The organism is Mesorhizobium sp. AR10 (assembly GCF_024746795.1).
Classification (GTDB): Bacteria; Pseudomonadota; Alphaproteobacteria; order Rhizobiales; family Rhizobiaceae; genus Mesorhizobium.
This window is the reverse complement of the sequence record NZ_CP080524.1, coordinates 1720998-1747464: the sequence shown is the minus strand read 5'-3', so window position 1 is coordinate 1747464 and position 26467 is coordinate 1720998. Positions and strand designations below refer to the sequence as shown.

The following is a 26467-nucleotide window of genomic DNA, read 5'->3' as shown; positions in this document are numbered from 1 at the left end:
ACCCGAAACGTACAATTTTTCTCGCGGAGAGTCTGCTTCTCGCGGCGGGTGACAACTTTCGGTTGAGCTAAACGAAAGTTTTTGCCTGCCGCAGTAAGCAGAAAGTACACCTTCTGCCGGCTTCCCTGTCGAGATCGAGAGGGGGCAACATGTTGAATGCTCACGCGCAGCGTTGGACTTCAGTGAACGCAGCCAGCGCCATTCAACGCACGAGCTAAATGTCGTTGCCGGATACGGATCCACTCCGTCATATTGGTTGAGCCCCGGTCGACCGCACTTCCGGCTTGGTTCCAATAGAACGGAGCCTCTTGGCTAGCGACTGGTCGGATCATCAAGGAAGCATATCTCGTCACGGTATCGGTCCGACCATCCTTCCGGCCAGCAATTGTCGGAGCAGATTCACAACCTGCTGATCGCCAACGGGCGAGTTCGATGTACTTCCAGACGTTAACCTCGATTCAATGCCGCATATCGCTGACCGGACGCGAGCAGGAGTTGGGCAGCGCCGGGTAGATCACTTGGGGGACGTCCTGCATATTGAGTATTTCGGAAAGGGCGATCAAAATCATTTTGATTCCATACACCGAAAGCTGGACTTTGTTCGACTACCAGACAGTGGTATGAGCATTAAGGGATCGTCAGCTACGTCTTTGAATTCTGTTGATTGGGCAATTTTGCCTATTTGATGCACATGAAAATGGAGTCACAACAGTCGGGATCATGGAACCCTTGGGTGGCTCTATGCAAATTCATGCTGTCACCTCCGCAAACCGTCATCTCTATACGGAGGAGTTGGCTGCGTTTTTTTCATGCCCGGCCCGCTACAACATGTCTGTCGAGGAAAAGTGGCCGTGCGTATCGGAGCAGTGGTTTCGGCCGGTCCATTCTTGTCCACCGCGGGCGGTACAAGCCATTCGTAGAAGAAGAAGTCCACATGAGGGAGATTGCGTTCATGCTGCCTGATCGAGACACTCGGCTCGCCCTGAGAGCTATTGGCTCTGTGCTCGGACGCGTTACGACGACCGCGAGATCCCCCAATCTTGAAGCCCTTGTGGACATGGTCGGTCTCGCCCTCTGGGAACCGAACGAAGTAGCAGCCCGGCGAGGCTTCATGTACAGGGTCCATCCCAAGAAGCCCGAAGATCAGGCCAATTCCAAGTAGCCCTCCTGCGAGGGCTGCCGTCAGACCTTTGAAATGATGGCGAGATATCGCCAAATCCTGGGCGCAACATCAGTCAATCCTTGGCGAGGCATCGGCGAGCCATGCCTGTGGCGGAAAGCCCGTCGATCCCTCAACCACTATGACTCGGACTTCGACTCACGGCGTACGAAGCAAGAGTGCCTCGACCTAGCTCTAGCACTTATTGGTGTGCTCTCCTTGCACGCGATTCCCAATAGCGTGGCTGCTAACCATGCGATGCGCTGATAGATTTCAAACCAGCTGCATCTCGACATCAAATTCGTCGAAGGCATGCGCTTGCATCGGCAGATGTGGGACGGCTATCTCAAATGCGTTCTCAGGCGGGGCAAAGAGCCAATTCCGTTCGGCGCCCGCTACCATCCCGGAGATCTCGGGTTCGACCTACAATTGATCGATGCCGATGCGGAAATCGACGAGAGCATGCTCGCAAACTACGACATCATCTTCTGCCCCGCCGATGCCCGCGATACACTTCATATCGCGCGTCTTGGAGTGAAGGTCGGCGTGAAGGTCGTCTACAGCATCGAGTACGTGCTGAAAACACGTCTACAAATCGTGGGATTTAGCGGGAAGTCCGGTTTTGCGCGCCGGGCCTACGGCATGTTGTGGCACCTACGGCAGGAGATACGGCGACGGCGGGCGTTCCGCCTCGCCACTGCGATCCAGGCCAATGGCTATCCGGCTGCAGCATCATACGGTCGGCTCAATCCGAAAACGATGATGTATCTGGACAACCGGATGCGTCCGGCGTTGTTCGCCAACGAGATGGAAATGCGTTCTAGGTCCGAACGGCTGTTCTCGGGCGCGCCGCTGCGTTTGATCCATTCGGGCCGTCTCGAACCTATGAGGCCGCAGGATCTCGTGCCCTTCGCGTGCTTTCTGAGGGCCCCGAGGCGTCGACTTCACCCTCGACATCTTCGGCGACGGCAGCTTGCGCGAGGAAATCGCCCGGGGGAATCGAAAGGCAAGGCCTCTCACAGGTCACGCTTCACGCGTCGGTTGATTTCGAGACCGTGCTGGTACCGTGGAACCGGAGCAAGGCCGACCTTTTCCTCAGCTGCCACCGACAGTCGGATCCATCCTGCACCTATCTCGAAAGCATGGGGTGCGGATTGGCAATTGCTGGCTATGACAACGCGATGTGGTCGGCACTGAAGACCGAGTCCGGTGGCGGCTGGTCCGTGCCGATGGGCGAAGTCGAAAAGCTCGCCGACCTGATCGCCGCGCTGTCAGTCAGCTCGCCGGGTCGAGATTGTCCGCCGCGCCGAATCCGCACTTGAATTCGCGAAGGCGCGGCGTAACCGAGTTTGCCGCTCGGATGCAGCATCTGCGGTCGGCAATCGGTTGAGACTTCGACAGCTCCAGCTGGATGACGCTCGCTGGGACACTCGAGTAGTCATGTGGGCCCCCGTATAGGGAAGACATTCGTCGCGCCTGCCGACTTTCTCGTGCTCTCCAGATACTTGGCGGCTGCCGCTGTTCTGTTTCGCGCGTTGAGTTTGCTGATGATGTTATGAACGTGAACTTTAATCGTGTTCTCGGAGAGGCTGAAGCGTAGCGCGATCACGCTATTGGAGCAGCCCATAGACACCATCTCCAGCACTTGCAACTCACGTTCCGTTAGAGCGGCAATGGTCGGCGGCGACAGCCCTCCGGAAGCGATGTCCGCGGCGCCGTTGCGGGCTGGCCTGAGACTGAGACGCGCCACGGAGATCGGCACGAACTCGCCGCCTCTCAGCAGAAGCCGAAACGCGAGAAGCCAGATCTCGAGCGGCAGATTCATCGCGAGAATACCATGGACCAGGCCGTTCGCCACGACGTGCAGTACCGCGCTCGAGGTCTGTTTGGCGTTCTCGACCACCACCACGATGCGGCTACCATGCGATCCAAGCAGCAACATCTCCAGTTCGGTCGCTTCGGTGATGCATGCCTCTTGAATCAGCACCGCGCGAGGCAGGGGATCAAATTCGGCTAAGGACCCCGCTATGGTGCCCGCATGGTGAATGGCCAAAAGCGGAAACTCGTTCATAACCGAGGCGATGTTGCAGTCTGGAATAAATCCATCTCTTCCAACGAGCAAAAGCGATATTGCGCCGCTCCGGCTGCGTTGTCCTCTTTCAGTCGTCTCTGGATCATCGGAGATCATGCGAGGCGCATCAGGGGTGCTTGGCGTCGAAGGATCCTCTCCACGATTCGTCGCTTAAGCGACCGCGCCTGGGCCATCTGGCAGTCACGTTCGAAGGTCGCGCCATTGATTCCTCGGTCGTTGCATAGGGCGAGTTCCACACCCCAGCGCGCAGCAACCGCAGGGTCGAGTCCGACGGGCAAGCCCATCCGCGTTGCCAAAATGCCCGGCATCCAGGTTGTAACGATGATGTTCGGAAACCGATCTGCAAGGTCCGCCACGAGAGCACGCGAAAACGTACGCAGCGCGCCCTTCGAAACGCTGTATGCGCCGGCACAGGGCTGGGGTGCCAAATCGGCGAAGCTGCCGACATTGACGATCCGCCCATGGCCGAGCTGGATCATCGTCCGCAGTGCAGCATGCGTGGCGTTGACCGCTCCACCCAGATTGATCGAAACACAGGCCATAAAGTCTTCCGGCCCTTCATCGATAAAATCCCGCCGCGGGTGGATCGCGGCGTTGTTGACGAGAATCGTCGGCGCTCCAACCTTGCTCCTGATCTCGGAGAACGCGTCGGCAACGGCCCGACTATCGCTGACGTCGACGGCCATCGGCGAAAAAGGGGCGCCCTCGGCCATCGCTGCCGTCGTTCGCAGATCGTCCAGGTTCCTTCCCAGTCCTGCCACAGCGATCCCGCGCCGGGTGAACTCGACCGAGAGGGCGCGGCCCAACCCGACGCCTGCACCGGTGACGACTGCGACCGCATTCTGTTCCCATATGTACATGTCTTGCCTCACACTGGCGCCATCTGAAGTGCCTGCTGCCTACGCAGAGCCGATATTCTGTCCGCGACGCGCAAGGCGTTCGCGGCGATCGTCAGGCTCGGGTTTATTCCAAGCGAGGTCGGCATGAAGGACGCATCGGCCACGTAGAGATTGCTGACACCGTGGACGCGGCAGTCTCGGTCGAGCACGCTCTCGGCGGGATCGTTCCCGAAGCGCAGCGTACCGCAGCAGTGGGCAAGGTCGAGATGGGGCTCGAACCTCAGCCACATCGTGCGGTGTCCGACAAGGCTCCTTTTGACAATACGCCGATACAGACGCCGGCGCTCCTGCAATTCCGGCGCGTAGTTGTAAGTGAAACGGATCCGCTCGGGATCTTCGGGATCGAGGAGCACGCGATTGTCCCGATATGGCAAATCTTCGATGATCCCAGAGAATATCTTGGCACTGCCGAAGATTCGGGCTGCGAAATAGGCCGGGATGCGCGTGGCCTCCCGGAGAAACCGGAGATGCCGTAATGGCGACCGGTCAAAGACGCCGTTGAGATAGTGGACGATCATACCATAGGAGGCATCGACCCCGATCGCCTGCAACGCGCCGAAGCGACGGCCCTCATGATGGTAGAAGTCGCGCAGCGCCAGCGCCTTGCTGGCTCCTCGCGATCGGGAGCCGCTGGCCGGCCAGATGGCGACCATCTCAGTTAGATGGAACATCAGGTTTCGGCCGACGAGATCGTTATCGTTGCCGAAGCCGTTCGGCCAGATCTCGCTGCGTGATGCCAGCAGAAGTTTCGGAGAACCAAGTGCGCCCGCCGCAAGTACGTAAGAGCGAGCGCGAAGGGTCCGTGGCTTCCCGCCCTGGAGAACTTCGAGATGGGTAACCCGATCGCGCGTCCCGCAAATCGCCTGGACCTCGCACATATCGAGCAGCACGGCGTTGCCGGTTTGGAGAGCGGGCTCGACGCCCGCTGTACGCCCATCGAGCTTGCATCGACGCGGACATTTATGCCCGAAGCACAGCTTGCAGCCCGGCAGCAACCGGACGCCCATGTGGACATGGTATGGGTGAAGCCCGTTCTTGCGGAAACTGTCGGCCATGGCCTGATCGTCTTCGGATAGCGGCGGCGGCGTGCGCATCGTATCTACGTCATTCGACAGTGGGACCGGATCGCCGCAGACTTCGTAAAGCCGCTCCGCCTCTTCGTAATAGGGCCGTAGCTCGCTGAAGCGAACTGGCCAGCCGCCCGTGGGGTGCGGTAGATCGGGACCATCGTCGATGTCGTGTGTCTCAGGCCGCTCCAGCGTGGCCGCATAGAAGGAGGATGAGCCGCCGACTCCGGAACCTATCGCTCCGAAGAGACGGGTCTCCTTTCCGTCCAGGGTCGCGACCACCGGCTTGGGCCAGAGACCCCTGATCTGTCGGGCGGAAGGGTCCTCCAAATCAGTGCGGAGATAATGTTGCTCGCGGGTGTGCCCGGATGGGCCCTTTTCGACGAAGAGCACGGACAGCCCCAGCTCCGCAAGCCGACGACCGATCGTACCTCCACCAATGCCGGTGCCAATCACGATGACGTCCCATTCCTTTTCAAGGGCGTTAGCGGTCATGAAGGCTCGCAGCTGTGGAAGCAGGTCGCTGACTGTCCGAACATAGGATGCCGCCGATCAGGAATCCGGCCACGACAAAGAAGAAATCGACACCGACGACCCCCCCTGCGATGGATGCCGGGGCGAAGTGGTAGAGCACCACAGACACAACGGCGATGCCACGCAGGCCATCGATCTGGCTGATGTTGCCTGCGGCCTCGCCAATCTCCAGGGGTCGTCTAAGTCCGAGCGCGATCAGGCTTGCATTCATCGAAGGCTACCGGCATTGATGCGGGCGCGGTTCGGCAGTCCAAACTTGTGGCAATTCTCCCGGACGCCGCTGGAAAGTCGCACAGCATTTCTCTCCGTTCACCTTTCCTGGCAAACCTACGGCGTAGCGCGGAAACAGCGCTAGATGGGAAATATCGACATATGGTCATCCATTCGCAGTAGGTGACGTCCGGCCGCCTGCGCCTCTGCCTTGCACCATCGACAACACGCTGACGTCGGACCTCGGAGACGGTCGCCAGCAATGTGGCCTGTATGCCGGCCGAGAGCACAATGACATACCCTTTTGCTTAGGCCGGAATATTTCTGTGGCGTTGTCCCGTAGCACGCACCCGCGATAGCAAGATCAGCGATGAACGAAAAAACCCTTCTACCCTGCATGGCAGTTGGGTGGCGCCTCCCGACGTGAACCGCTCGTGAACCGCTATCGACGTTGATCCCGCATGGGGCGGGAGTTTGCGTATGACGGCCTAGACAGAGCATCAGAGCAGTTCGGGCGAAATCCCCTCCCTGAACGGGATACGCGCCGTCTTCATCGTGCTGCTGTCGCACGCTGGCTTCGAACGTTTCGTGCCCGGCGGGCTCGGCGTCACGATCTTCTTCTTTCTCAGCGGGTATCTGATCACAACCCTGCTTATTCGCGAGCATGCAAGGTTCGGTTCGATCGACATTTACGCCTTCTGTGTCCGCAGGTTCTTTCGGCTGATGCCGCCGCTTCTCGTTACCCTCGACATCGCCTACGTCCTGACCTTTGCCGACATTCCCGGGCAACATCACCCTCGAAGGCTTTGCTTCGCAGCTCCTATATTTCGCCAACTATCTCGAGATTTTCTTCCAGGGGGCCGAGCGCATCCGACCGGTACCGGTGTGCTCTGGTCGCTTGCGGTCGAAGAGCACTTCTACCTGGTCTTTCCAGTACTGATGAGCATCGCCTTCGCCACCGGCATCGGCGACCGCGCGAAGATCCTCTTCGGCGCCGCCATCTGCATTCTGGTGCTCGGATGGCGCTCCTATCTCGTCTACGGTATCGGAAGTCCGGACCTATTTCGCGTCGGACACACGGATCGACTCGATCGTGTACGGATGCATCCTTGCCTTCTGTCTTTGGCCGCCAAAGATGCGCCAAGCGGACGGTGGACGCATGACAGTCGGCGAGCGGCACTGCTGCTCCTGTTGACCTTGGTCAATCGCGATCCACAGTTCCGCGAGACATTGCGCTACTCGATGCAGGGAATTGCTCTGATGCCAATTTTCTATTTGGCAATCATGAAGCCTCAGAGCTGACCGTTTGTGCTCCTGAACAGCCGCATCGCGGTGTGGATCGGGATCTATTCCTACTCGATCTATCTCATCCATCGCGTAATCATCGTTGCGCTGGTTGACAACAATCCCGTGCTCGGCGAACAGCCTGTCGTGCTGAGCGCCCTCGCCTTCATCCTGTCGTTTGCGTTCGCGGCCTTGGTCGATCGTTACGTCGACAGCCACTTCCGGCAGCAAAGAGCGGCGTTTCATCGGACCCCGACCGTCGAGCCTGCGCCGGTGAAGCGGGCTGCGGCCTAGATCTAGGGGGCCGTGGGCTTCTCAAAGAGCGCGGCGGCGTTCCGCCAGCAGGACCAGCACCCGCCCGACGTACAGGCCGGCCAGTGCCCCGAGAGCCTTGAGTCCGACATCCGCGGTACGCGCGTGACGATCAGCAGTCAGCAACTGCAACGCCTCAAGCACGAGAACCATACCGAGGACAAACAGGATCAGCCGCGGCCATTGTCCGGGGTAGGCAGCCGCCGCGAGAATGCCGAAGGCAATGGTTGCGGCCGCGCGCTCGACATCCGCGCCAAAGGGCGTGTCAGGACGGAGGGAAAGCGGCCAGAGGGTCAGAGCCGCGATTGCCGCCGTTGTCGCCCAGAAGGCAATACGCCAGAGGATAGGTGCGTATTTCCGCGCCGATCGTTGGTGCACGGGTTGTCGACCGTCACGGGCATCAGGTGCGCTTTGGCCGGTGGCCGCCGGCAGCTTGCCTGCATCGGGCCTGACGGCAATCGGCCGGCCTCGGGTCACCATGCTGCTCTCATCAAAATCCGCCCCGGACGCGGTCGAACCGCCACAACCAGTCCGACCGCCTGGGCGGCCAGTTCGACCACCGCGAGTTGACGCTGATTCAGGTGGCGGTCGCTCGACATCGACTTCGTTGACTGAAAGCCGAGGATCACCGTTGAGAGTGCCATTATCGCAATGATCGCAGGCAGGTCGGGTGCGACGTAGGCAGAACTTGCGGAAAACCATCCGTTCTCCGCCGCGCGCGCGACGAAAAAGGCGCACATTGAGCAGGCGGCCCAGATCACCACGCCTCTGATGATCTGGAGCGTCCATGCCGTATCGAGGAATATCTGTTCGTCACCGCGCTTGTTCTGGATCACGGCCTGCCGAAGGCCGACGTCGCAAAGCATCGCAGCGACCACCTGAACGATCGTTGCGATCGCCATGACGCCGAACATCTCCGGCACCAGAAGCCGCGTCATGATGAGGCTGGAAAGCAGCCGCAATCCGTAGCCCGACACATAGGCAGCCATGGACCAGCCGGCGGCCTGGAGGATGCGGAGACGCAAGCCGCCCCGCGTTTCCGGAGGAACCGGTTCCTGAACTGCGGCTGGCGTCGCCCGCTTGAACAGGCCGTTATCTGGCGTCGCCATCACCATCGGCAGATCGTCGGGTCGACCCAACGCCACGATCCCGGAATTCCTTCCACGAATGCCGGTAGCAAGGCCATCCCGACCGCCGCGGCGATAGAGCGCCGGTGGAATTTTGGTTTGCAGGTCGACGGCATCTCTAACCCGGCACCGCGTCGTGTTTCACATCGACCTTGGTCGGACCTGAAGAAGCGGAAAGAGGCGAAGATGACCTCAACGATTGCTCGATAGTCCGCCTCATGTCTTCGGCGAGCACGCGGACATTGGGCTCGAGTACCATCGTGTCGTGATCGCCCGGCACTTCGAGGATCTCGACGTTTTCGACATGAACACCCCATCCGTTGTCATCGAGAACCAAGTTGCGGTTGGCCATCAACCGGCGGCCACCGGGCAGATGGTAATGGACGACGGGCCGCGGGCGAAACACGGTGACCGGGCAGTCCGAAGGTGCCACCGCGTAGCGTGACAGCGCCCGCCGGAAGGCAGCTTCGATCCGATCATTGTCGAACTGTTCGGCGAGAGCCGCGGGCGGCGACGCTTCGGCTTTGCGCTTCCGGCGCATTTCCTTGCGCCACTCGGTCCGATTCTTGAGCCATAGTTTGAAATAGGAAAGGCGGCTCCGGCGCAGGTCCTGCGACTTCATTGCCAGCTTGTCGAAGCGGCTCAGCGACGGCTGTGTAGGTTGCGGCGTGTCCAGCATGATGACATGCGGCACGACTTCCCCGCTCTCACGCAATTGGCGCGCCATTTCGAAAGCCGTGATGCCGCCACCGGAGTAGCCGGCCAAGAGATAGGGCCCGCGGGGGCGGACCGTGCGGATTTCTGCGATGTAGTCCGCCGCCATATCTTCGAAGGCCTCGTGCGGCGCCATGTCTCCGTAGAGACCGCGCGCCTGTAACCCGTAGACCGGGCGATCAGCGCCGAGATGGAGAGCGAGGTAGCGCAGGTTCAGGACATTGCCGAACATGCCCGCGCAGATAAAGAGCGGGACGGCGTCGGGGTTCCTGCCCGGATGCATTGTGGTCAGGTGGACGCATCGCGTGGTTGCAGTCGTCGGCGCCGTTTCCAATTCGACTCCGTCACGAAGCGTCGGCGCCTGTTCGGCAATCAACTGAGCGCATTGTGCGATCGTAGGTGCAGAGAACAGGATAGAGATCGGCAGGTCGACGCCGAACGACTTCTTGATCATGCGGAACAGTCGTACGGCAATGAGGGAATGCCCGCCGAGATCGAAGAAGCTGTCGTCCATGCCGACCTTTGCGACGCCGAGCAGATCTTGCCAGAATCCCGCGAGCGTGGCTTCAACTGAATTTCTGGGCGCAATGAATTCCGAGGACACGTCGGGGCGCTCGAACGCAGTACCGGTCTCGACGGCCTTGATCGCGACCGAGGATACGCCGGCACAGAGTGTCGCCAGATCGATAGAGCTGATGATCGGCTGGGTCTGCCCCGATCCGAGTGCGCGCAGAAGTGCATCCGTGCCTTCGGTCGGAAGGATCCCCTGCCTGACCTGCGATGCCAGCTTCAACATCGCTGCGGAAGGTGCCCGGCTAGCCTCGATAGAGGCAGGTGCGACACTTGTGGACTTGGTCTCCACGAATGCGCTGTCTCCATCGAGCTTCTTCATCAAGAAGCGTTCGGCGACAAACACGACATTCCCGTTCTCGTCCGAGATCACTATGTCGAAAGCCGCATAGTCCGTCCCATAGTCGCTGCTTTGGACGAGTGAGACATGGCTGAAAAGCCGTTCGGGCAATTGTCCGTAAAATTGGGCAGTCCCATAGGAAACCGGCGCCCACAACACGTCGGAACTGCCGAAGGTCTCGACCAGTTGCATGGCGAACCCTGTCGCGATGTCCAGGAGTGCCGGATGAATGAGCGTGCCGTCCACAATATCCGCACGGTGCTCGGGTCGGAGGCTCACTTCGGCGAGCGCTTCGGATGGGCCGAAACTTGTTGAGCGAAGGACCTGCCAACGCTCTCCGAAGCGGATGTGACGCTCCTGGGCCGACGGAAGATTCGTATTGTCAGCAGCGACAAGCGGTTCGGCCAGCCGTTTCCGAACGGCTGCGATATCGAGTCGGAGAGACGGAGTTCCCGAGTGCAGTTCGAGCGCCGCCTCCGCATGCTTTGCAAAACTTGCGGGCACGCCTGGCACGCCGGCCCTGACGGTGACGCGCCAACCGTCGCCATCGCGCCGGAGAGCTGTCTGCACGACCCTGGTCGTTCCGTCCGGCACGACAAGCGGCTTCAGCATGACGAGATTTTTCAACAGAAGCCCATCGCCGAGCCCATGCTCTCGCGCCGCTTGGGCGATGAGTTCGAAGTAAGCGGTCCCTGGAAGGATTGCCTCGCCCGAGACCAGCCGATGCTCGTCGAGCATCCAATGCGTCTGCGGACCAATCTCGGCCTCAAGCCAGAAATCGCCGCTATCGTCCTGCACCCAACGATCGTGGAACGGTCCGTTCGCGGGCGTATCTGTCTCTACTCTGCGCCGGTTCTGAAGACCCGTACCGCGAGCCGCAAGGCCGACCTCGTTCCAAATGCCCCAGTGAAGGGCAATGGTTTTGCGTCGGGACAGCCCCGCGCAACTCTCTGCGTAAGCGTCAAGATAGGCATTGGCGGCGACGTAGTCGGCCTGGCCAGGCGGCGCGGTAATCGTACTTGTCGACGAGAACAGCACGAGAAAATCGATGTCGATGTCGCGCAGAACCTCGTCGAGCACGCGGGTCCCCAGCAGCTTTGGAGCAAGCACCGCCTCGATCCGCTCCATCGATTTCATCTGCATCAGCGCGTCGTCGACCAAGCCAGCCGTATGGAAGACGCCGTCGAGCCGGCCGAAACACCGGATCGCGTCGGCTACCGCGGCCGCCATGGATTCGGCATTTGTCGCGTCTGCCTGGAGATACATCAGCTCGGCGCCTCCCGCCTCGAGGTCGAGAATAGTCTCGATTCCGCGCCTGACCTGGTCTGGTTCGTTCTGATGCCGATAGGCTTGCCACTTCTCGCGCGGAGGCAGGCTCGTGCGGCCGACAAGCACCGACTTTGCACCGAACCGTCTGGCGAGATCGCCTGCGAGCGCCGTCGCGATACCGCCTAGTCCACCTGTGAAGAGATAGACCCCACCCTGTTTGACGAGGTCCACTCCTGCGGCGGGGTGACACAAGGGAAGGCGGCCATGCGAGCGGGTCCAACGCTTGGCGTTGCGGTATGCGACCACTTCCGACGCTGGTTCGCCGACGAGATCGGACCACAGCAACTCGTCAACACCAACCTCGAAGGCGCCTGGGTGCGCCTTCCGGAAGGCTCGGCGCCACGCGGGGCCGGCCTCTGCAACAGCCTCGATGTCGATAAGCCTCACCGTCGCTCCGGGGATCTCGCGCGGTATAACCAGGCCCGGACCGAGCACCGTGGCTTTTTCCGGGTGCGGCAGGGGCTCCCCTGCCACCCGCTGCATGCCGTCGGTGACGACGGTGAAGTGTATCTGGTCCTTGATTTCGATCTCGCCGAAGGCTTGCGCGAGATGGAGCAGACTGTAGAAGCCGTGCTCCTGGTTGCGGTGGAAGAGGTTCGAGCCTGCTCGCGCCGCTTTGGTCGGCGTCAGCAACCACAGATGGACGAGGCGCGAGGGCAGGCGATCATCCGACGCCAGGCTCTGCAGAAGGGCTCCATATCCGGCCAGGCCGTGCTCGGGACAGATTACATAGTCCGCGGCGGAACGCCGGACGAACGCATCGCCGCACGAGACGGTCGTGACCTCGTGGCCGTGTTTTCGAAGCTTGTCGACAAGGCGCGCTCCGGTTCCGTGATCGTCGAGGAAGACCAGCCAGTTCCGTTGCGTCGGTTCGATCCCCGGGTCCAGGTCCGGCAGCGATTGTTTCCACACCGGGCGATAGCCCCAGCGGACCATATCCGGTTCCTTGACGAACTCGGGTTCGGACTCGGTTGCCTTTGTCGGCTTGGGTGGATCGATAAAGTAGCGATTTCGCTGGAACGAATATGTCGGAAGGCTCTGGCGTTGCCGAGGACCACCATCCCAGAAGAGCGAGTGTTCGACCGGCAGTCCGCACAATGCGGCTCGTCCCAGAGCAGACAGGAAATGAAGTCTGTCATCGCACGCCTCGCCCGGATGAGGCAGGCTGTTGATGATCTGATCGCCTGACAGCGATCCTTGTGCCTTTGCAAGCGACGACAATGTCTTGCCGGGCCCGACGTCGATATAGACGCGCCCCGGACTCTTCGTCACCTTTGACATGCCCTCGGCGAAAAGCACAGTCGAGCGCAGGTGGCGAACCCAGTAGATGGGATCCGTCGCCTGCTCGTTCGTCAGCCATTCGCCAGTCAGGTTGGAGACGACTGGGAGCTTCGGCGCGCGCAGCGTCAACGAGCGAAGAAATGCCTCCCACCGCGGCAGGATCGCGTCCAGCATGCGCGAATGCGCGGCGATATCGATGGGTATACGCGACGGGCTGATGTCGCGTGCTTCAAGCGTGGCCGCGAAGCTTTCGAGGAGGTTGTCCGGTCCTGAGACGACCGACAGGCCGGGCGCGTTGAGCGCCGCAATGTCCAGTGTATCGGGCAAGATGGCACGCAGGTCATCGCCGGAAAGCGGCACGCTCAGCATCCCTCCGCGGGGAACCGCGTCAAAGAGTTCACCGCGCAGACGAACAAGACGCACCGCGTCCCTGAAATCGAAGACGCCGGCAATGCAGGCGGCAGCGTTCTCGCCCATCGAGTGGCCAATCAGCGCAGACGGCTTCACGCCGGCGCGCATCCATAGCCGAGCAATTGCCACCTCGACGATGAGAATGGCAGGCAGTTGCACCGAAGGTTTGAGAAAGGGGTCTACGTTCCCGCTCGGATCCTGGTCACCGAACCACGCCTCGCGTATCTCCCCCGCAGCGTCGTCCGCTAGATACGCAAGCCCCTCGTCGACCGTCGCCCTGAAGAAGGCGTCGAGTCGGTAGAGGTCGGCTGCCATCTTTTTGTGCTGCACGCCGCCTCCGGGGAAAAGGAACACTGCCCCGGCATCGGCATCGGCATCGGCTTCGAGCTTTCTCTGAGAGATCGAGCGTTGTGACTCGGCAAGTGCCGCGATTGCGTTCTCGCGGTCGCGTACTGCTATCAGGCGGTTATGCTCGAAGCGCTTCCGGCCAGCCCAAAGGGTATAGGCGACGTCTCCGATCGGTATCTCGGGGTTTGTTTGAAGCCAGTGCGACAGCGTCGTCGCGGATCGCTCCAGGGTCGACTGCTGGCGGGCCGACAGCGCCAGCAACACCGGCCCGCCGGAACTCGGCTCGCCCGAAGAACGATACGGAGACTGCTCAAGAATAGCATGGGCGTTCGTACCGCCGACGCCCAGCGAGTTGACTGCTGCGCGACGACGGCCTTCGATCTGCGGCCACTTTGTGAGTTCACTGCAGACGACGAATGGGTTCGAAGCGAAGTTGATCGCCGGATTGGGGCGCTCGAAGCCGAGCGTCGGCGGTATCTCTCCATGCTTTATCGCAAGCGCGGTCTTGATCAGGCTGACGACGCCCGCAGCCGTATCGAGATGACCGATGTTCGACTTGACGGACCCAATGTGGCAGAAGCTGCGACGGTCGGTGCTCTGTCGGAACGCCTGAGTCAGCGCTTCGATTTCGATTGGATCTCCTAGCGCCGTGCCTGTGCCGTGGCATTCCACGTACTGGATCATGTCGGCGCTAATGCCGGCCAGCGCCTGAGCTTCGACGATCGCTGCGGCTTGGCCGCCGACGCTCGGCGCCAGATAGCTGGCCTTGCTACCACCATCGTTGTTGATTGCCGTCGCCTTGATGACGGCATGGATTTGGTCGCCTTGCTCGAGCGCATCGGCAAGCCGGCGCAACGCAACGACGCCGACGCCGCTGCCGAACACGGTGCCGCCCGCACGATGGTCAAAGGCACGGCAGTGGCCGTCGGGCGAAAGGATCTCACCCTCTTGGTACAGATAGCCCCGCCTGTGGGGCAATTCTATGGTGACGCCTCCGGCAAGCGCCATGTCGCATTCGCCATTGAGCAAGCTCTGGCAGGCAAAATGGACTGCTACGAGCGAGGTCGAGCAAGCGGTTTGAACGTTCACGCTTGGGCCGCACAGGTCGAACATGAAGGACGCGCGAGTGGCGAGGAAGTCCTTGTCGTTTCCGGTGTGCCTGAGCAGGAACATGCCCACTTGGTCGACCAGCGTGCGGTTTGCGCAGACGTTAAAGTAGAAGTAGCTGCCCATGCCGCAGCCGGCAAAGACGCCGATCGGTCCGGAGGCGGTCTCCGGGACGCGCCCCGCATCCTCAATTGCTTCCCAGGCGCATTCAAGGAACTGGCGATGCTGGGGGTCCATGATTGCAGCTTCCTTCGGGCTAAGTCCGAAGAACTCCGCGTCGAACATTTCCATGTCCGGCAGTTCAGCCGTTCGAGGCACGTAGTGGGGATGATGGATACGCTCGGCCCGCTCCCCGGCGGCGGCAAGCTCCTCGGCGCTCAGGGTCCGGATCGACTCGGTACCCGAGCGAAGATTGTTCCAGAACTCGTCGACGGTGCGCGCACCTGGCACGCGCAGCGCCATGCCGACTATGGCGATGTCATTGGGACCATTTCCGTCAGTGTTGTTGAGCATAACGAGATCGCCGGACTGCTTTGCGTGCTGTTAGGCGCGAACGGGTGTACGCTGCCCTGGAAACGTGCCCCGCACTGCGCGTCAGCCGTGCGAGAAGGCAGTGGCAACAGTGGCAGCACCTCCCGATTTGTCCCTCGCAGACTTGCAATCACAATTACTCCTTTCGGCGAGATTGCGTGAACACCCGCCCCCCAAAATGGGTATGGCCCAAGACGAGTGGCCCAAGCTGCCCGAACTCGTCATCCTTATGTTGGAAAAACCCGCGGATTGACCGTCTCCGGCTCTACCGTCTTGTATCGTCTTCACAGTGAGCCAGACCTTCCGAGCACCCAGACCTTCCGAGCACGGTGTCCATGAGAAAATTCAGCAGTCTGCTTGTCGGCGAGAATGCACTTCTTGTTCAATGCGCTGAAACCCTGCTTCGCGACGGCGGCAGCATCGTCGCGATCGCTACGGAATCGGTCGTCGTGAGGGACTGGGCCGTGGGGCGGGATATCGTGGTGATCGATTCCGGCGCCGATCTCGCATCCCGGATCGTACCTTTCGAGTACGATTGGCTTTTCAGTATCGGCTATCTGAGAATGCTTCCTGACAGTGTATGGGGGCGTGCTCGGTGCGGCGCCGTCAACTTTCATGACGGCGAGCTGCCCGAACTCGCCGGTCTGAACACGCCCAGTTGGAGTCTCCTGGAAGGCCGCCCGATGCACGGTGTGACCTGGCACGAGATCACCTCCGGCGTCGACGAAGGAGACATATTGGCGGCCCAAGCGTTCGAGACCTCCCCGGACGAGACGGTCCTGACCTTGAACGCAAAATGCTTTGAGGCAGGGATCTCCACCTTCACGCAGCTTACCCAGAACATTGCCGCTGGGACGATGCCCCGCAGCAGGCAGGATCTTTCCCGGCGGTCGTACTACGCTCGCAACAGCCGCCCTCCCGCGGCAGGCACCCTCTGCTTCAGCGAACCCGCGGAACGGCTGTCGCGACTGGTTCGCGCTCTTAGCTTCGGGCATGGCTACGCCAATCCGCTCGTGACGCCAAAGGTCCTGACATCGAGCGGGCCCTACACGGTGTCGGCGCTGACCATTGTCGACGAAGGTGTGGCGGCACGACCTGGCGAGGTGATCGCGATACGTGACAAGGGCGCGGTGATCGCCACCGCCGATGCGGCGGTCCTCATCGAGGCCTCGGCGCTGACTTCAAATGGCGTCATGCCGATCAGTGACGCGGTGAGGCCGGGTGACTTGCTCCCGTTGCTCGATGAGGACTGGCGCGCCACACTCGGCGTTGCCCTATCGCGGGTCCTCCCGCATGAGCACGTGTTCCGAAAATGGATCGCTCGCGCGCAGGATATCGATCTCGATGGAATTGGCCGCGCCGATGCGACAGCCGAGCCACGATACGGTTCGATCCCCCTTCGGCTTCCAGAAGGATCGACACCCGAAGAGCGAGCGGGGCTTGCGCTCGCCTATCTGGCCCGGATATCCGGCCAACCCGCTTTTGACGTCGCTTTCACGAACGACGATCTGCTGGCGTTCTGCGACGCCCATAGGGGATACTTCGCCCAGACTGTTCCCCTTCGCGTCGAGGTTGGGCAAGATAGCGGCGCCGGTCTCTTTTTAGCAGAAATGGCCGAGGCAATTGCCGAGGCGGGTAGACGGCTCACTTATCCTGCCGACCTCATCGAGCGCACTCCGAACCTCGTTGTGCCTCATCTTTCTGTCGGCCTCCGGCTGACAGCCAAGCCGGAACAGGCCGGAGCGATAAGCGGATGCGCCCTGACGTTCGTGATTGCTGACGGCGAAAATCGCCTTGTCTATGATCCAGCGAGACTATCAGGGGACAGAGCGCGCGAGATTGCGAGCCGCCTCGACATCTGCGCATCATTGCTCGACAGGCAAGCCCCGCTCAGCGCCATGCCGGTCATGACGGACGTCGAGCTGCAGAAAGTCCTCTACGACCTCAACAGAACCGAACGCACCTACGATAGCACGATCTGCATACATGACCTTGTCAAGCGTCAGTCTGCACTTACACCCGATGCAATCGCGGTAAGTTTTCGCGGGTCAGGGATCACGTATCGCGAACTCGAGAACCGTTCGGATCGCATCGCGAACGCCCTCGTCGCACGCGGCGCCGGTCCGGACGTCATCATCGGACTCCATCTGCCCCGCGGGATCGACCTCGTGGTTGGAGCCTATGCGATCCTCAAGTCGGGCGGGGCGTATCTTCCGCTCGATCCGGCGTTCCCCTCAAATCGGCTAAAGCTCATGGTGGAGGATAGCGCAACGGAACTGGTTGTGACCAGCCACGCCCTCGATGGCAATCTAGCCGGCGGCCCAGCACGCTTCGTCTGCATCGAGGACCTCGCCAGAGAAACAAATGCTACGGCCGAGACACGCAATCATACCGTCTCGCAGAACCTCGCCTATGTGATCTACACTTCCGGCTCGACTGGGCGCCCCAAGGGGGTGATGGTCGAGCACCGAAACGTCGTCAACTTCTTTGCTGGGATGGACGACCTAATCCCGCGTTCGCAGGATCGGCAGGACGCCTGGCTGGCCGTGACGAGCTTGTCCTTCGACATCTCGGTGCTCGAGATCTTCTGGACGCTTTCGCGCGGCTTCAAGGTCGTAGTCCATTCCAGTGAGCTCGACCATGCAAAGTTGGCGAAAGCGAAGCTCTCCACCCCGATGGATTTCTCCCTGTTCTATTGGGGCAACGACGACGGCGTCGGACCTGAAAAATATCGGACCCTGCTCGACGGCGCGCGTTTCGCGGACAGCAACGGGTTCCAGGCAATCTGGACTCCCGAGCGGCATTTCCATGCCTTCGGCGGACCATATCCAAACCCTGCCGTGACTGGTGCCGCCGTTGCGGCCGTTACCAGAAATCTTGCAATCCGCGCCGGAAGCTGCGTGCTACCGCTGCATCATCCCGCTCGCGTCGCTGAGGAATGGGCAGTTGTGGACAACCTCAGCAACGGGCGCGTAGGCATCGCTTTCGCCTCCGGATGGATGCCAGAAGATTTTGTGCTCCGCCCCGAGAATGCTCCACCGAACAACAAGGCAGCGCTGCTGCGCGACATCGAAACGGTCCGAAAGCTCTGGCGCGGCGAGACGGTGACCTTCGAGTACGGCGCCGGCAAAGTGGACGTTGTGACTCAGCCACGTCCGATGAGCAAGGAGCTGCCGGTCTGGGTGACCACCGCCGGCAATCCGGACACCTATCGCGACGCCGCCCGACTGGGAGCCCATGTTCTCACCCATCTGCTCGGACAGTCGATCGACGAACTGGCGGAGAAGATCAGGATCTACCGCAAAGCACTGGAGGAGGCGGGCCGAAATCCGGCGGACTACAAGGTCACGGTCATGCTGCACACGCTGGTCGGCAGCGACCGCGAGCAGGTCCGCGGTCTCGCGCGAGGTCCCATGAAGGAATATCTGCGCAGCGCGGCGGCTCTCATCAAACAGTACGCCTGGGCTTTCCCCGCATTCAAGAAACCGTCCGGGATCGCCAATCCGATGGAGATCGACCTGCAGACATTGTCTTCCGATGAGATGGACGCGATCCTGGAGTTCGCCTTTGAGCGCTACTTCGAAGACAGCGGCCTGTTCGGAACAGTCGAGGATGCGGTCGCCCGCGTCGAGCAACTCGATGCTATTGGAGTTGACGAGATCGCCTGTCTCATCGATTTCGGCCTGCCATCGCAGACCGTCCTGGACGCGCTCACACCGCTTGCTCAAGTGGTATCGAGTTCGCGCACAGTGGGTGTCGCCGATTCCATTCATCATAGCCTGGCCACCGACATCCACCGCGAGGGGGTTACCCATCTCCAGTGCACACCGTCGATGGCGAGCATGTTCCTGGGTGATCCCGAGGACCATTCGGCCCTCCGTCAGGTGCGTCATCTCTTCATCGGCGGAGAACCACTCAAAAGGTCGCTAGTATCTGAGCTTCGTCAGGCAACGTCGGCGACAGTCGAGAACATGTACGGTCCCACCGAGACGACGATATGGTCATCCACTGTTAGGGCTACGACTAGTGGCGACGTTGTGCCGCTCGGCATACCGATCGCGAATACACAATTCTACGTGCTCGACAAGTTCAGCCAGCCGGTGCCGCCCGGTACGCCGGGCGAGCTTTACATCGGCGGCGACGGCGTTACGCGCGGCTACCTCAATCGCGACGAACTGACTCGCGAACGGTTTCTTCCCAACCCGTTTGCGGACGGACACATTTACCGCACCGGCGACCTCGTCCGGCTTGCAAAGGACGACAGTTTCGAGTTCATCGGCCGTACCGACAATCAGGTGAAGATCCGCGGCAACAGGATCGAACTCGGCGAGATCGAGGCGAGAATCGCGGCATTTCCGGGGGTGTGCGATGCGGTAGTTACCGTGCGCGAGGACCGGCCGGGCGACAAGAGCGTCGTCGCCTACCTCCGGGCGACCAGTTCCGTACCGATCGACGCGCTGCGCAACTATCTCGCGACCGAACTGCCCGAATACATGATTCCCTCGCACTACGTTTTGCTCGACGCGTTTCCGCTAACGCCCAACGCCAAGGTCGACCGGGCCAAGCTGCCGAAGCCGGACGCCAAGGCCGTCTTGATAGAAACGAATATCGATGACGACAGAGCAATCCATGGCGAGTTCGAGTCGGTGATCGCTGATGCATTCCAGCGGACTCTCGGGCTACCTCGCGTTGGTCGACACGATAATTTCTTTGCCCTTGGCGGCCATTCTCTTCTCGCGGTTCAGATGCATCGCGAGTTGAAGGCCGGTGCGGCGCCCGCCTTGACGATCACCGACCTGTTTCGGTTCCCCACGGTCGCCGGTCTCGCCAACCACATCGCTGGGCGCGCCGACACGGGCCGCCAGCTAGACAAGGTGGCCGAGCGAGCGGCAGCTCGACGGGCAGCGCTTGAGACCCGGCGATCCGCCTTCGCCCGGACATCGATTTCGGCTTGATGGATCGACACCTGCAGCGAGAATCGTCGCGGACGGTGCGTTCGCCCAACGACAGCGACACGCTTTCGGCTAGCGCCGGGCTTCTTGATCCAGCAGTCCGATTTCGCTCCTGTGCGATCGCCTCGGTCGAGCCTGGCTCTGTCCATCCCGCCGAGGCAGCGTGCTTGCCGGCGACGGCCGTTGAAAGCCGGCGGCGGGAGTTCGCTGCCGGTCGAGCCTGCGCTGCCGAGGCCATGAAGGCGCTCGGACTGCCTCTCGAGCCCATCGGTACCGCCACCGATCGAAGCCCCGTCTGGCCGGAGGGCATCGTCGGGTCGATCAGCCATTCGGGGAGCATCGCCGGCGCATCGGTTGCCTTGCGCTCCAGCGGCATCCGTGCCATCGGCCTGGACATCGAAGAATTGCTACCGCTCGACGAGGAGCTCTATCCGGAGATCTGTGTCGAAGAGGAGCGTGCCTGGCTGGCGACCCGTCCGCCTTCCGAGCGAGGCCTGCTCGCCAAGGCGATATTCTGCGCGAAAGAGGCGTCCTACAAATGCCAATATTCGCTCAGCCGGCAGATATTGGAGTTCGCGGCGCTCCGTGTAGAACTCGACCTGCCACAACATCGCTTTTCGGCATATTTTCTGGAGGAGGTCGCCCCCTTTGCTGTCAGGGACAGACTGGTCGGTCGAATCTGGATCTCAGCGGGTCACATTGTTGCAGCGTTAGCGGTGCGGTGACGCTCGGAAAAGCTTTGCGCTGGAGTGGCGTCCCATGACTTCTCGCCAGAAGAGCATAGTCAACGGCAAGGCGCCGAAGACGTAGCGACGCCACAGCCGCTTCGGGTCTGTGATCATACGATAAAGCCATTCGAGGCTGAGCTTTTGCATCCACATTGGCGCCCGCTTCTTGGCGCCGACGAGGAACTCCAAGGAGGCCCCGACGCAGAGTCCGATGCCCGTCGCCGAAGACTCTCTGGACAGCATGTGGGCGATCTTCTCGGATTGCGGGCTGCCAACGGCGATGAAGATGAAGCTTGCTTTTTCGCGTAAGGCGAACTCGACGCAGTCCCGCTGCGCCTGTGAATTCTTCAAGAGGCCCAGGGGTGGCACATGGATCCTGAAGTCCACACCCGGATATCCGGCGCGAACGGCCTCTCCGATCTCCCTGTTTCCCACGATGAGCGAGATCCTGTCAGCCTTCTGGATGACGGTCCTGAACAGACTGACCGTAAGGTCCGACCCCGTCACATGCGTCATCTCCCGCGACCGGGCGTGCGCGAAGAGGGAGATGGGCTTGCTGTCGCAGAGGGCCAACCAGGCGTCCTCGTAGTAAGGCCGCAAATATGGTTCGCGATTTAGCCTTACCACGTGGTCGGCGTTCGGCGTGACGATGTAGCGGAACCGACTGTTCGGATCGGCCCTTGCAACCAGATCTACGACGGCGACTCGCTCGATCTGGTCGAAAGGCGCGTTGAGAAAATATTGACGCTGCCCCAGTCCGGCCGGATGATGATCAATATCCATACTCGTCACCGATCTTCTTCAATAAGACTTTCTGAACGAGCGAAGAATGCCGTCCCGCGCGATTGGTTTCACTTTCACTTAATCGTGAGTTAACCATCTTTGTCTTGCGGGCAACAAGCAAGTCGCGGGCATCAAAAAGGGGTAGGGCACATCGAAACTCCCCCGCCGAACGGCGGTCGCGCTTATGGGGACTGCGCCAAATTCCGGAGGACGAGAAAGAATTGAGAGCTTTCCGCAATGTGCGCGTGCTTGTCAGATGCTTGTCGAACAATCGGTTCCGAGGTGACATTGTCTATGCAACTCGTACTGTGGCTTCTGGCCTTCAGCCTTTCTGCACTGCTGGCGATTCCAACCGTCATCTACGCGGTGGAATGTATCGCAGGCAGCTTGCCGGTGCGGCCCAAGCTGCGGAAAGCCGATACGTTGCGGCCGCTCGTCGCCATCCTGGTTCCAGCGCATGATGAGATGTCCGGCATCGACGCGACGCTGAAGAGCATCCTCAACCAGATGCGCGAAGGCGATAGGCTGCTTGTCGTCGCCGACAATTGCACGGACAATACGGCAGCGATTGCGCGTGCGGCGGGCGCAGAGGTCTTGGAGCGGTCCGATTCAGTGAATCGCGGCAAAGGCTATGCAGTCGACTTCGGACTGGTGTATCTGGCGCTCTCGCCCCCCCCCGTGGTTGTCTTCGTCGACGCGGATTGCACGCTCGTCGACGGCACTCTCGACGAACTTGCTCGCCTCGTCTCTACGACCGGACGACCGGTCCAGTCCTGCTACCTGATGTCCACGCCGGCCGGACAAAAAGGCAATCTTGGCATTGCCGAGTTCGCATTTCGCGTGAAGAATCTCGTCCGTCCGCGCGGCCTGAGCCGGTTCGGGCTGCCATGCCTGCTTACCGGAACTGGCATGGCGCTGCCTTGGGCGTTGGTCGGGAAGGTGCAGTTTGCCCATCACCACCTCGTCGAGGATATGAAGCTCGGCCTCGATCTCGCCGCGGCTGGACACGCGCCTGTCTGCTGCGAGACTGCCGGAGTGCGCAGTTTCTTCCCCGAGACTGTCTCCGGTACGTTCTCGCAACGAAGTCGCTGGGAGAGTGGTCACCTTTCGATGGTGATGGCCTGCCTGCCTCGCCTCTTCACCCGTCGGACCCTTGGCAACCGCGATTGCCTTGTCATGACGCTCGACATCCTGGTGCCGCCGCTGACCCTGCTCGCATACGCGCAGGCCTTCGCGATCGCGGCTGGACTGCTCGTTGCGCTGTTCGAATTCGGCCGAGGGCCTCTCACGATCGGGATCGCAAGCGCGTTTCTCCTCGCCACGTCCACCGCCATCGCATGGGCTGCACATGGCCGCGATGTCGTGCCTGTCGAGGCCGTTCTCAAAATCCCTGGCTACATGGTGGGAAAGGCCCGAATTTATTACCGCCTGGTATCCGGTCGGATGGAACAAGTTTGGGTCAGGACGGATCGAACGCGTGTCTAGATTGTGGATCAATGCATCTGGTTGCGACGCGATGGGGCGATTGGTGTTGTCGAAAGTTATGTGTGGTGGGATTCTTGAAATTGGGACTGCCTAAAAATGTCAACTACTGTCGAATTGGCCCGCCGGTACTTAATTTCTTCTAGGAACGCGAAACGGCGTCGTGGATTCAGCCATGGCTCCATGGCCTATACCATCGCCCTGATCGATTTCGTGATCGTACTCGCTTGCTCGGTCGTCGGCGTCTTCACCTACCACTATGCGGCTTTTGGCGTGTTCTCGGATCCAACCATGAATGTTGGGATCGGCTTGCTGACTGCCGCAATCTTCGTGCTCGCCATGAGTTGCCTGCACGCGTACGCCTATGCCGAGTTTTCCTCCGTCAGCCACCAGGTATTGCTGATCTGCCTTCTCGTTCCGACCGTGCTTGCCTTCCTCTTGGCGGTCATCTTCTTTCTCAAGCTTGGCGATACCTTCTCACGCGGAGCGATCCTGCATCTCGCCACGCTGTCGATCGTATCGCTCATCGGCATACGGATCGTCTGGCGACGATGCCTTTCAACTGCCGTCTCGGCCGCATGGCTACGTCCGAAGAACGCCTTCTTCATCTGTCCAGAAAGCATGTCGCTCGACGGACTGCAGAGGTTCACGCAGAACGGTGGATTGCGGATCGCGCAAGTCACACGGTTTCCAACGGCTGACGAACCGATAAGCCAACTGCGCGATCGCTTCTCGACGATCAATGGCTCCAGCGACATCGACGAAATTGTGATCGTCTGGCGGGACGCTCCCGAGCATCACCTGGAGGAGATGCTTCTCGAGCTGCGGCGACTGCCGCTTCCCGTTAAGGTCGTGTTCGATAGCTTCACCGGCTCGGTCGTCTCCTGCCATTCCGAGAGCATCGGCTCCGTCATCGCGTTCCAGGTGCAGAGCCCACCGCTCTACCTTGCGGAACGCGCAGCGAAGCGCATCTTCGACATCACCTTCTCGCTGGTCGCGCTCGTACTTCTGTCCCCCGTGTTCCTGATCGTCGCGGCGGCAATCAAGATCGACAGTGCCGGTCCCGTATTCTTCCTGCAACGCCGGCGGGGCCACGCGAACCGGCTGTTCCGAATCGTGAAGTTCCGCAGTATGACCGTGATGGAAGACGGTGACGAGATACGACAGGCTACACGCTTGGACCTGCGCGTCACTCGTGTCGGCGCATTTATCCGGGCCTTGAGCATCGACGAATTGCCGCAGTTCTGGAATGTCCTGCGCGGGGAGATGTCGGTTGTTGGACCCCGCCCGCATGCTGTCGTCCACGATGACGTCTACGACCGGCTCATCGAGGAGTATGCCGCACGGCGCCATGTCAAGCCCGGTATCACTGGGTGGGCTCAGACCAGGGGATACAGGGGCGAGACGCCAACTGTCGAAGCGATGGAACAGAGAGTGTTTCACGACCTCTGGTACATGGACAACTGGTCGTTCTGGCTTGATATCAAAATCGTGGTGCGGACGATCTTCACGCTGCGCGGAGCCTGAGTGGACGAAGGGCGCATCCCGGCGGTCAGGACGTTTTCAGCATAGTCGAAATCGTGCCTGAAACAACGAGAAGATGCAGCGTTCAGGACGAGGCCTTTCCCCGCACAAGCGGATCGACAAGGCGGCTTGAAGCCGCTTCGGCGGCTTGAAGACCAGGCGTCCGCGATCACTGTCTATTTGTATTCAATGATCCGCTGGTGACGGCCCAGGGCGCGGTTGGAAAAGAATGTCGCTGCACCCTTGAACTCGGCAAACTTGCCGAGCACGTCGAAGAAAGCGTTGCGCCAGCTCTCTCTGCTCACGCCACCCTCCCGTGCTGCGATCCGGATGACCTGGATCGGGTAGAGCACAAGGATTCCAAGCGCTGCCGGGTGCAGTGTGAATCCGGCTAGCATTGCCAACGGGAGAACCCCTCCCCAACCGAGTGATCTCCACAGGTTCCGGCGCCAGATGCCAAAAGGCGATGCCCAGTGGAGCGTCGAGACTTCGGCGAAGGCATATCCTGCGCGCATGTTGCGACGCCACCACTGATGGATGCGGGTCATGTCGGCGTCGTGCAGCGTCATCTCCGCCTCCAACCGCCAAATGATCCAGCCACGGGCGCGAAGCCGCACGCATAGCTCTGGCTCCTCGCCAGCAATCAATGAACTTGCATAACCGCCAGCATCACGCAGCGCGGAAACACGCATGAAGACGTCGCCTCCGCACTCGAGGACGGGTCCCGGCGCTCCGTCCCACTCGCGGTCGCACAAAGCGTTGTAGACTGACCGTTCAATCCGGCGCTCGCGACGGCGTCCGAAGACCCCGGCAACGTCGTTGCGCGACTCCAAAAAGCGGTTTGCTCTATTGATCCAAGCGCTATCGAGCAGACAATCACCGTCTATGAACTGAATGAACTGCAGTCCCGGCCAGCACTTCAAGGCGGCACGCCAGCCCGCGTTCCGGGCGCGACCCGCGGTAAAGGGCTCTTGCATGTCGAGTCTGACGACATGCGCGTTCAAACATGCGGCCATGGCGGGGCTGCCGTCTCGCGACCCTGAGTCAACATACACCGTATTCCATGCATGGGGACCGAGCGACTTCAGGCAATCGACCAAACGCTGCCCTTCGTTACGGCCGATCACCACCACCGCGAAAACCGGTTGCGACGGATGGTTCTCCGGGCTTGGCCGGCAGGACTGCAATCTATCGGAATCAGCGATTGCGTTCATGCGAAAAGCCACCTCGCCAAGATTGGCACCCTTTCCCCCGGCCTTGCGCACCAGACGCTGTTGTGGCCTGCCGCAAGCATGTATACGGCAGGCGTCCACTTCGACCGATGTAGAGGTACAATGCACATCTTGACGATCCTCGCGTTTGTCGCCGCGCTGATCCTCGGGCTGTTCTTCCGCTCCTTGGTGGTCGTCGCGTTCGCCGGCGTGTTTGTTGCAGCCCTCTTCGTGTTCGGTCCCGAGTTCGGCCTTTCGCCGGTGTCGGCATCATTGTTCGCGGTCATTGCCATCAACATTGGTTATCTGGCCGGCGCGTTGCTGGCCTGGTGCCGTTCCCGACCGTCCGGCACGGATCCCCTGGACAAGTAGGCCATCCACATTGGGTCGATTCGCTGGACTTGCCGCGTAACCGGCTCTCGACTGCAACGAGAAAGCCATCGGCAGCCCGAGAGCAGGGAGCAGTTTCAGA

17 protein-coding genes are annotated in these 26467 nt (G+C 60.8%); 8 read left to right on the top strand and 9 right to left on the bottom strand.

The features are described 5' to 3' along the window. Nucleotides 1–1489: 1489 nt before the first annotated feature. Complete coding sequence (locus tag LHFGNBLO_RS11940) at nt 1490–2356, top strand: hypothetical protein (protein WP_258607272.1); 867 nt, start codon at nt 1490–1492, stop codon at nt 2354–2356. Nucleotides 2357–2597: 241 nt separating this feature from the next. Here LHFGNBLO_RS11940 and LHFGNBLO_RS11935 read toward each other — a convergent pair whose 3' ends face one another. From LHFGNBLO_RS11935 to LHFGNBLO_RS11920, 4 genes are read right to left on the bottom strand one after another with little or no spacing between them, the layout of a single operon-like run. Beyond that, a complete protein-coding gene (locus LHFGNBLO_RS11935) occupies nt 2598–3347 on the bottom strand; it encodes a helix-turn-helix transcriptional regulator (protein ID WP_258607270.1) in 750 nt (249 codons plus the stop codon). Continuing rightward, the gene (locus tag LHFGNBLO_RS11930) at nt 3344–4111 is read right to left on the bottom strand and encodes an SDR family NAD(P)-dependent oxidoreductase (RefSeq protein WP_258607268.1); all 768 of its coding nucleotides are present in this window, start codon (nt 4109–4111) and stop codon (nt 3344–3346) included. The genes LHFGNBLO_RS11935 and LHFGNBLO_RS11930 overlap by 4 nt, the downstream gene beginning before the upstream one ends. Before the next feature lie 8 nt (nt 4112–4119). Beyond that, complete coding sequence (locus LHFGNBLO_RS11925) at nt 4120–5712, bottom strand: GMC oxidoreductase (protein WP_258607267.1); 1593 nt, start codon at nt 5710–5712, stop codon at nt 4120–4122. Continuing rightward, on the bottom strand, nt 5702–5962 hold the full coding sequence (locus LHFGNBLO_RS11920; RefSeq protein ID WP_258607265.1) for an acyltransferase family protein: 261 nt from the start codon (nt 5960–5962) through the stop codon (nt 5702–5704). The genes LHFGNBLO_RS11925 and LHFGNBLO_RS11920 overlap by 11 nt, the downstream gene beginning before the upstream one ends. 554 nt (nt 5963–6516) lie before the next feature. Here LHFGNBLO_RS11920 and LHFGNBLO_RS11915 point away from each other — a divergent pair. Both LHFGNBLO_RS11915 and LHFGNBLO_RS11910 read left to right on the top strand, forming a co-directional pair. Further along, nucleotides 6517–7263 carry an acyltransferase family protein gene (locus LHFGNBLO_RS11915; protein WP_258607263.1) on the top strand — a complete coding sequence of 249 codons (747 nt, stop codon included), beginning with the start codon at nt 6517–6519 and terminating at the stop codon, nt 7261–7263. A 6-nt stretch (nt 7264–7269) separates the two neighbouring features. Next, nucleotides 7270–7539, top strand: a complete 270-nt coding sequence (locus LHFGNBLO_RS11910) for a hypothetical protein (RefSeq protein ID WP_258607261.1) — start codon at nt 7270–7272, stop codon at nt 7537–7539. 21 nt (nt 7540–7560) lie between these two features. Here the strand turns inward: LHFGNBLO_RS11910 and LHFGNBLO_RS11905 are convergent, their stop codons facing one another. The 3 genes from LHFGNBLO_RS11905 to LHFGNBLO_RS11895 all read right to left on the bottom strand — a co-directional run bounded on the left by LHFGNBLO_RS11905 (nt 7561) and on the right by LHFGNBLO_RS11895 (nt 15297). Next, on the bottom strand, nt 7561–8037 hold the full coding sequence (locus LHFGNBLO_RS11905; protein ID WP_258607259.1) for a VanZ family protein: 477 nt from the start codon (nt 8035–8037) through the stop codon (nt 7561–7563). Then, the gene (locus tag LHFGNBLO_RS11900) at nt 8031–8672 is read right to left on the bottom strand and encodes an oligosaccharide flippase family protein (RefSeq protein WP_258607257.1); all 642 of its coding nucleotides are present in this window, start codon (nt 8670–8672) and stop codon (nt 8031–8033) included. The genes LHFGNBLO_RS11905 and LHFGNBLO_RS11900 overlap by 7 nt, the downstream gene beginning before the upstream one ends. Before the next feature lie 130 nt (nt 8673–8802). Beyond that, nucleotides 8803–15297 (bottom strand): type I polyketide synthase, encoded by a 6495-nt coding sequence (locus tag LHFGNBLO_RS11895; RefSeq protein WP_258607255.1) that lies wholly within the window; start codon nt 15295–15297, stop codon nt 8803–8805. Between the two features lie 353 nt (nt 15298–15650). Here LHFGNBLO_RS11895 and LHFGNBLO_RS11890 point away from each other — a divergent pair, with 353 nt between their 5' ends. Then, the gene (locus LHFGNBLO_RS11890) at nt 15651–20270 is read left to right on the top strand and encodes a MupA/Atu3671 family FMN-dependent luciferase-like monooxygenase (RefSeq protein WP_258607252.1); all 4620 of its coding nucleotides are present in this window, start codon (nt 15651–15653) and stop codon (nt 20268–20270) included. After that, nucleotides 20270–20992, top strand: coding sequence for a 4'-phosphopantetheinyl transferase family protein (locus tag LHFGNBLO_RS11885; protein ID WP_258609692.1), 723 nt, complete (start codon nt 20270–20272; stop codon nt 20990–20992). The genes LHFGNBLO_RS11890 and LHFGNBLO_RS11885 overlap by 1 nt, the downstream gene beginning before the upstream one ends. On the opposite strand, the gene LHFGNBLO_RS11880 is transcribed toward LHFGNBLO_RS11885, so the two are convergent. Continuing rightward, nucleotides 20978–21778 (bottom strand): WecB/TagA/CpsF family glycosyltransferase, encoded by an 801-nt coding sequence (locus LHFGNBLO_RS11880; protein ID WP_258607243.1) that lies wholly within the window; start codon nt 21776–21778, stop codon nt 20978–20980. The genes LHFGNBLO_RS11885 and LHFGNBLO_RS11880 overlap by 15 nt on opposite strands. Before the next feature lie 294 nt (nt 21779–22072). On the opposite strand from LHFGNBLO_RS11880, the gene LHFGNBLO_RS11875 reads away from it, so the two are divergent. Together LHFGNBLO_RS11875 and LHFGNBLO_RS11870 are read left to right on the top strand one after the other, a co-directional pair. Next, on the top strand, nt 22073–23263 hold the full coding sequence (locus LHFGNBLO_RS11875) for a glycosyltransferase family 2 protein (protein WP_258607241.1): 1191 nt from the start codon (nt 22073–22075) through the stop codon (nt 23261–23263). A gap of 180 nt (nt 23264–23443) precedes the next feature. Next, complete coding sequence (locus LHFGNBLO_RS11870) at nt 23444–24787, top strand: exopolysaccharide biosynthesis polyprenyl glycosylphosphotransferase (RefSeq protein WP_258607239.1); 1344 nt, start codon at nt 23444–23446, stop codon at nt 24785–24787. Nucleotides 24788–24960: 173 nt separating this feature from the next. On the opposite strand, the gene LHFGNBLO_RS11865 is transcribed toward LHFGNBLO_RS11870, so the two are convergent. Then, entirely contained in the window at nt 24961–25998 is a 1038-nt protein-coding gene (locus LHFGNBLO_RS11865) for a glycosyltransferase (protein ID WP_258607230.1), read from the bottom strand. Nucleotides 25999–26118: 120 nt separating this feature from the next. On the opposite strand from LHFGNBLO_RS11865, the gene LHFGNBLO_RS11860 reads away from it, so the two are divergent. Further along, on the top strand, nt 26119–26367 hold the full coding sequence (locus LHFGNBLO_RS11860) for a hypothetical protein (protein WP_258607223.1): 249 nt from the start codon (nt 26119–26121) through the stop codon (nt 26365–26367). The last annotated feature ends 100 nt before the right edge of the window (nt 26368–26467 follow it).

Coding starts and splice junctions, on each gene's coding strand:
- LHFGNBLO_RS11880 (WP_258607243.1), bottom strand. CDS start 21,778: ATGGATATTGATCATCATCCGGCCGGACTGGGGCAGCGTCAATATTTT.
- LHFGNBLO_RS11875 (WP_258607241.1), top strand. CDS start 22,073: ATGCAACTCGTACTGTGGCTTCTGGCCTTCAGCCTTTCTGCACTGCTG.
- LHFGNBLO_RS11900 (WP_258607257.1), bottom strand. CDS start 8,672: ATGGTGATGGCGACGCCAGATAACGGCCTGTTCAAGCGGGCGACGCCA.
- LHFGNBLO_RS11865 (WP_258607230.1), bottom strand. CDS start 25,998: ATGAACGCAATCGCTGATTCCGATAGATTGCAGTCCTGCCGGCCAAGC.
- LHFGNBLO_RS11905 (WP_258607259.1), bottom strand. CDS start 8,037: ATGGTGACCCGAGGCCGGCCGATTGCCGTCAGGCCCGATGCAGGCAAG.
- LHFGNBLO_RS11860 (WP_258607223.1), top strand. CDS start 26,119: ATGCACATCTTGACGATCCTCGCGTTTGTCGCCGCGCTGATCCTCGGG.
- LHFGNBLO_RS11885 (WP_258609692.1), top strand. CDS start 20,270: ATGGATCGACACCTGCAGCGAGAATCGTCGCGGACGGTGCGTTCGCCC.
- LHFGNBLO_RS11890 (WP_258607252.1), top strand. CDS start 15,651: ATGAGAAAATTCAGCAGTCTGCTTGTCGGCGAGAATGCACTTCTTGTT.
- LHFGNBLO_RS11935 (WP_258607270.1), bottom strand. CDS start 3,347: ATGATCTCCGATGATCCAGAGACGACTGAAAGAGGACAACGCAGCCGG.
- LHFGNBLO_RS11870 (WP_258607239.1), top strand. CDS start 23,444: ATGGCCTATACCATCGCCCTGATCGATTTCGTGATCGTACTCGCTTGC.
- LHFGNBLO_RS11930 (WP_258607268.1), bottom strand. CDS start 4,111: ATGTACATATGGGAACAGAATGCGGTCGCAGTCGTCACCGGTGCAGGC.
- LHFGNBLO_RS11925 (WP_258607267.1), bottom strand. CDS start 5,712: ATGACCGCTAACGCCCTTGAAAAGGAATGGGACGTCATCGTGATTGGC.
- LHFGNBLO_RS11920 (WP_258607265.1), bottom strand. CDS start 5,962: ATGAATGCAAGCCTGATCGCGCTCGGACTTAGACGACCCCTGGAGATT.
- LHFGNBLO_RS11940 (WP_258607272.1), top strand. CDS start 1,490: ATGTGGGACGGCTATCTCAAATGCGTTCTCAGGCGGGGCAAAGAGCCA.
- LHFGNBLO_RS11895 (WP_258607255.1), bottom strand. CDS start 15,297: ATGCTCAACAACACTGACGGAAATGGTCCCAATGACATCGCCATAGTC.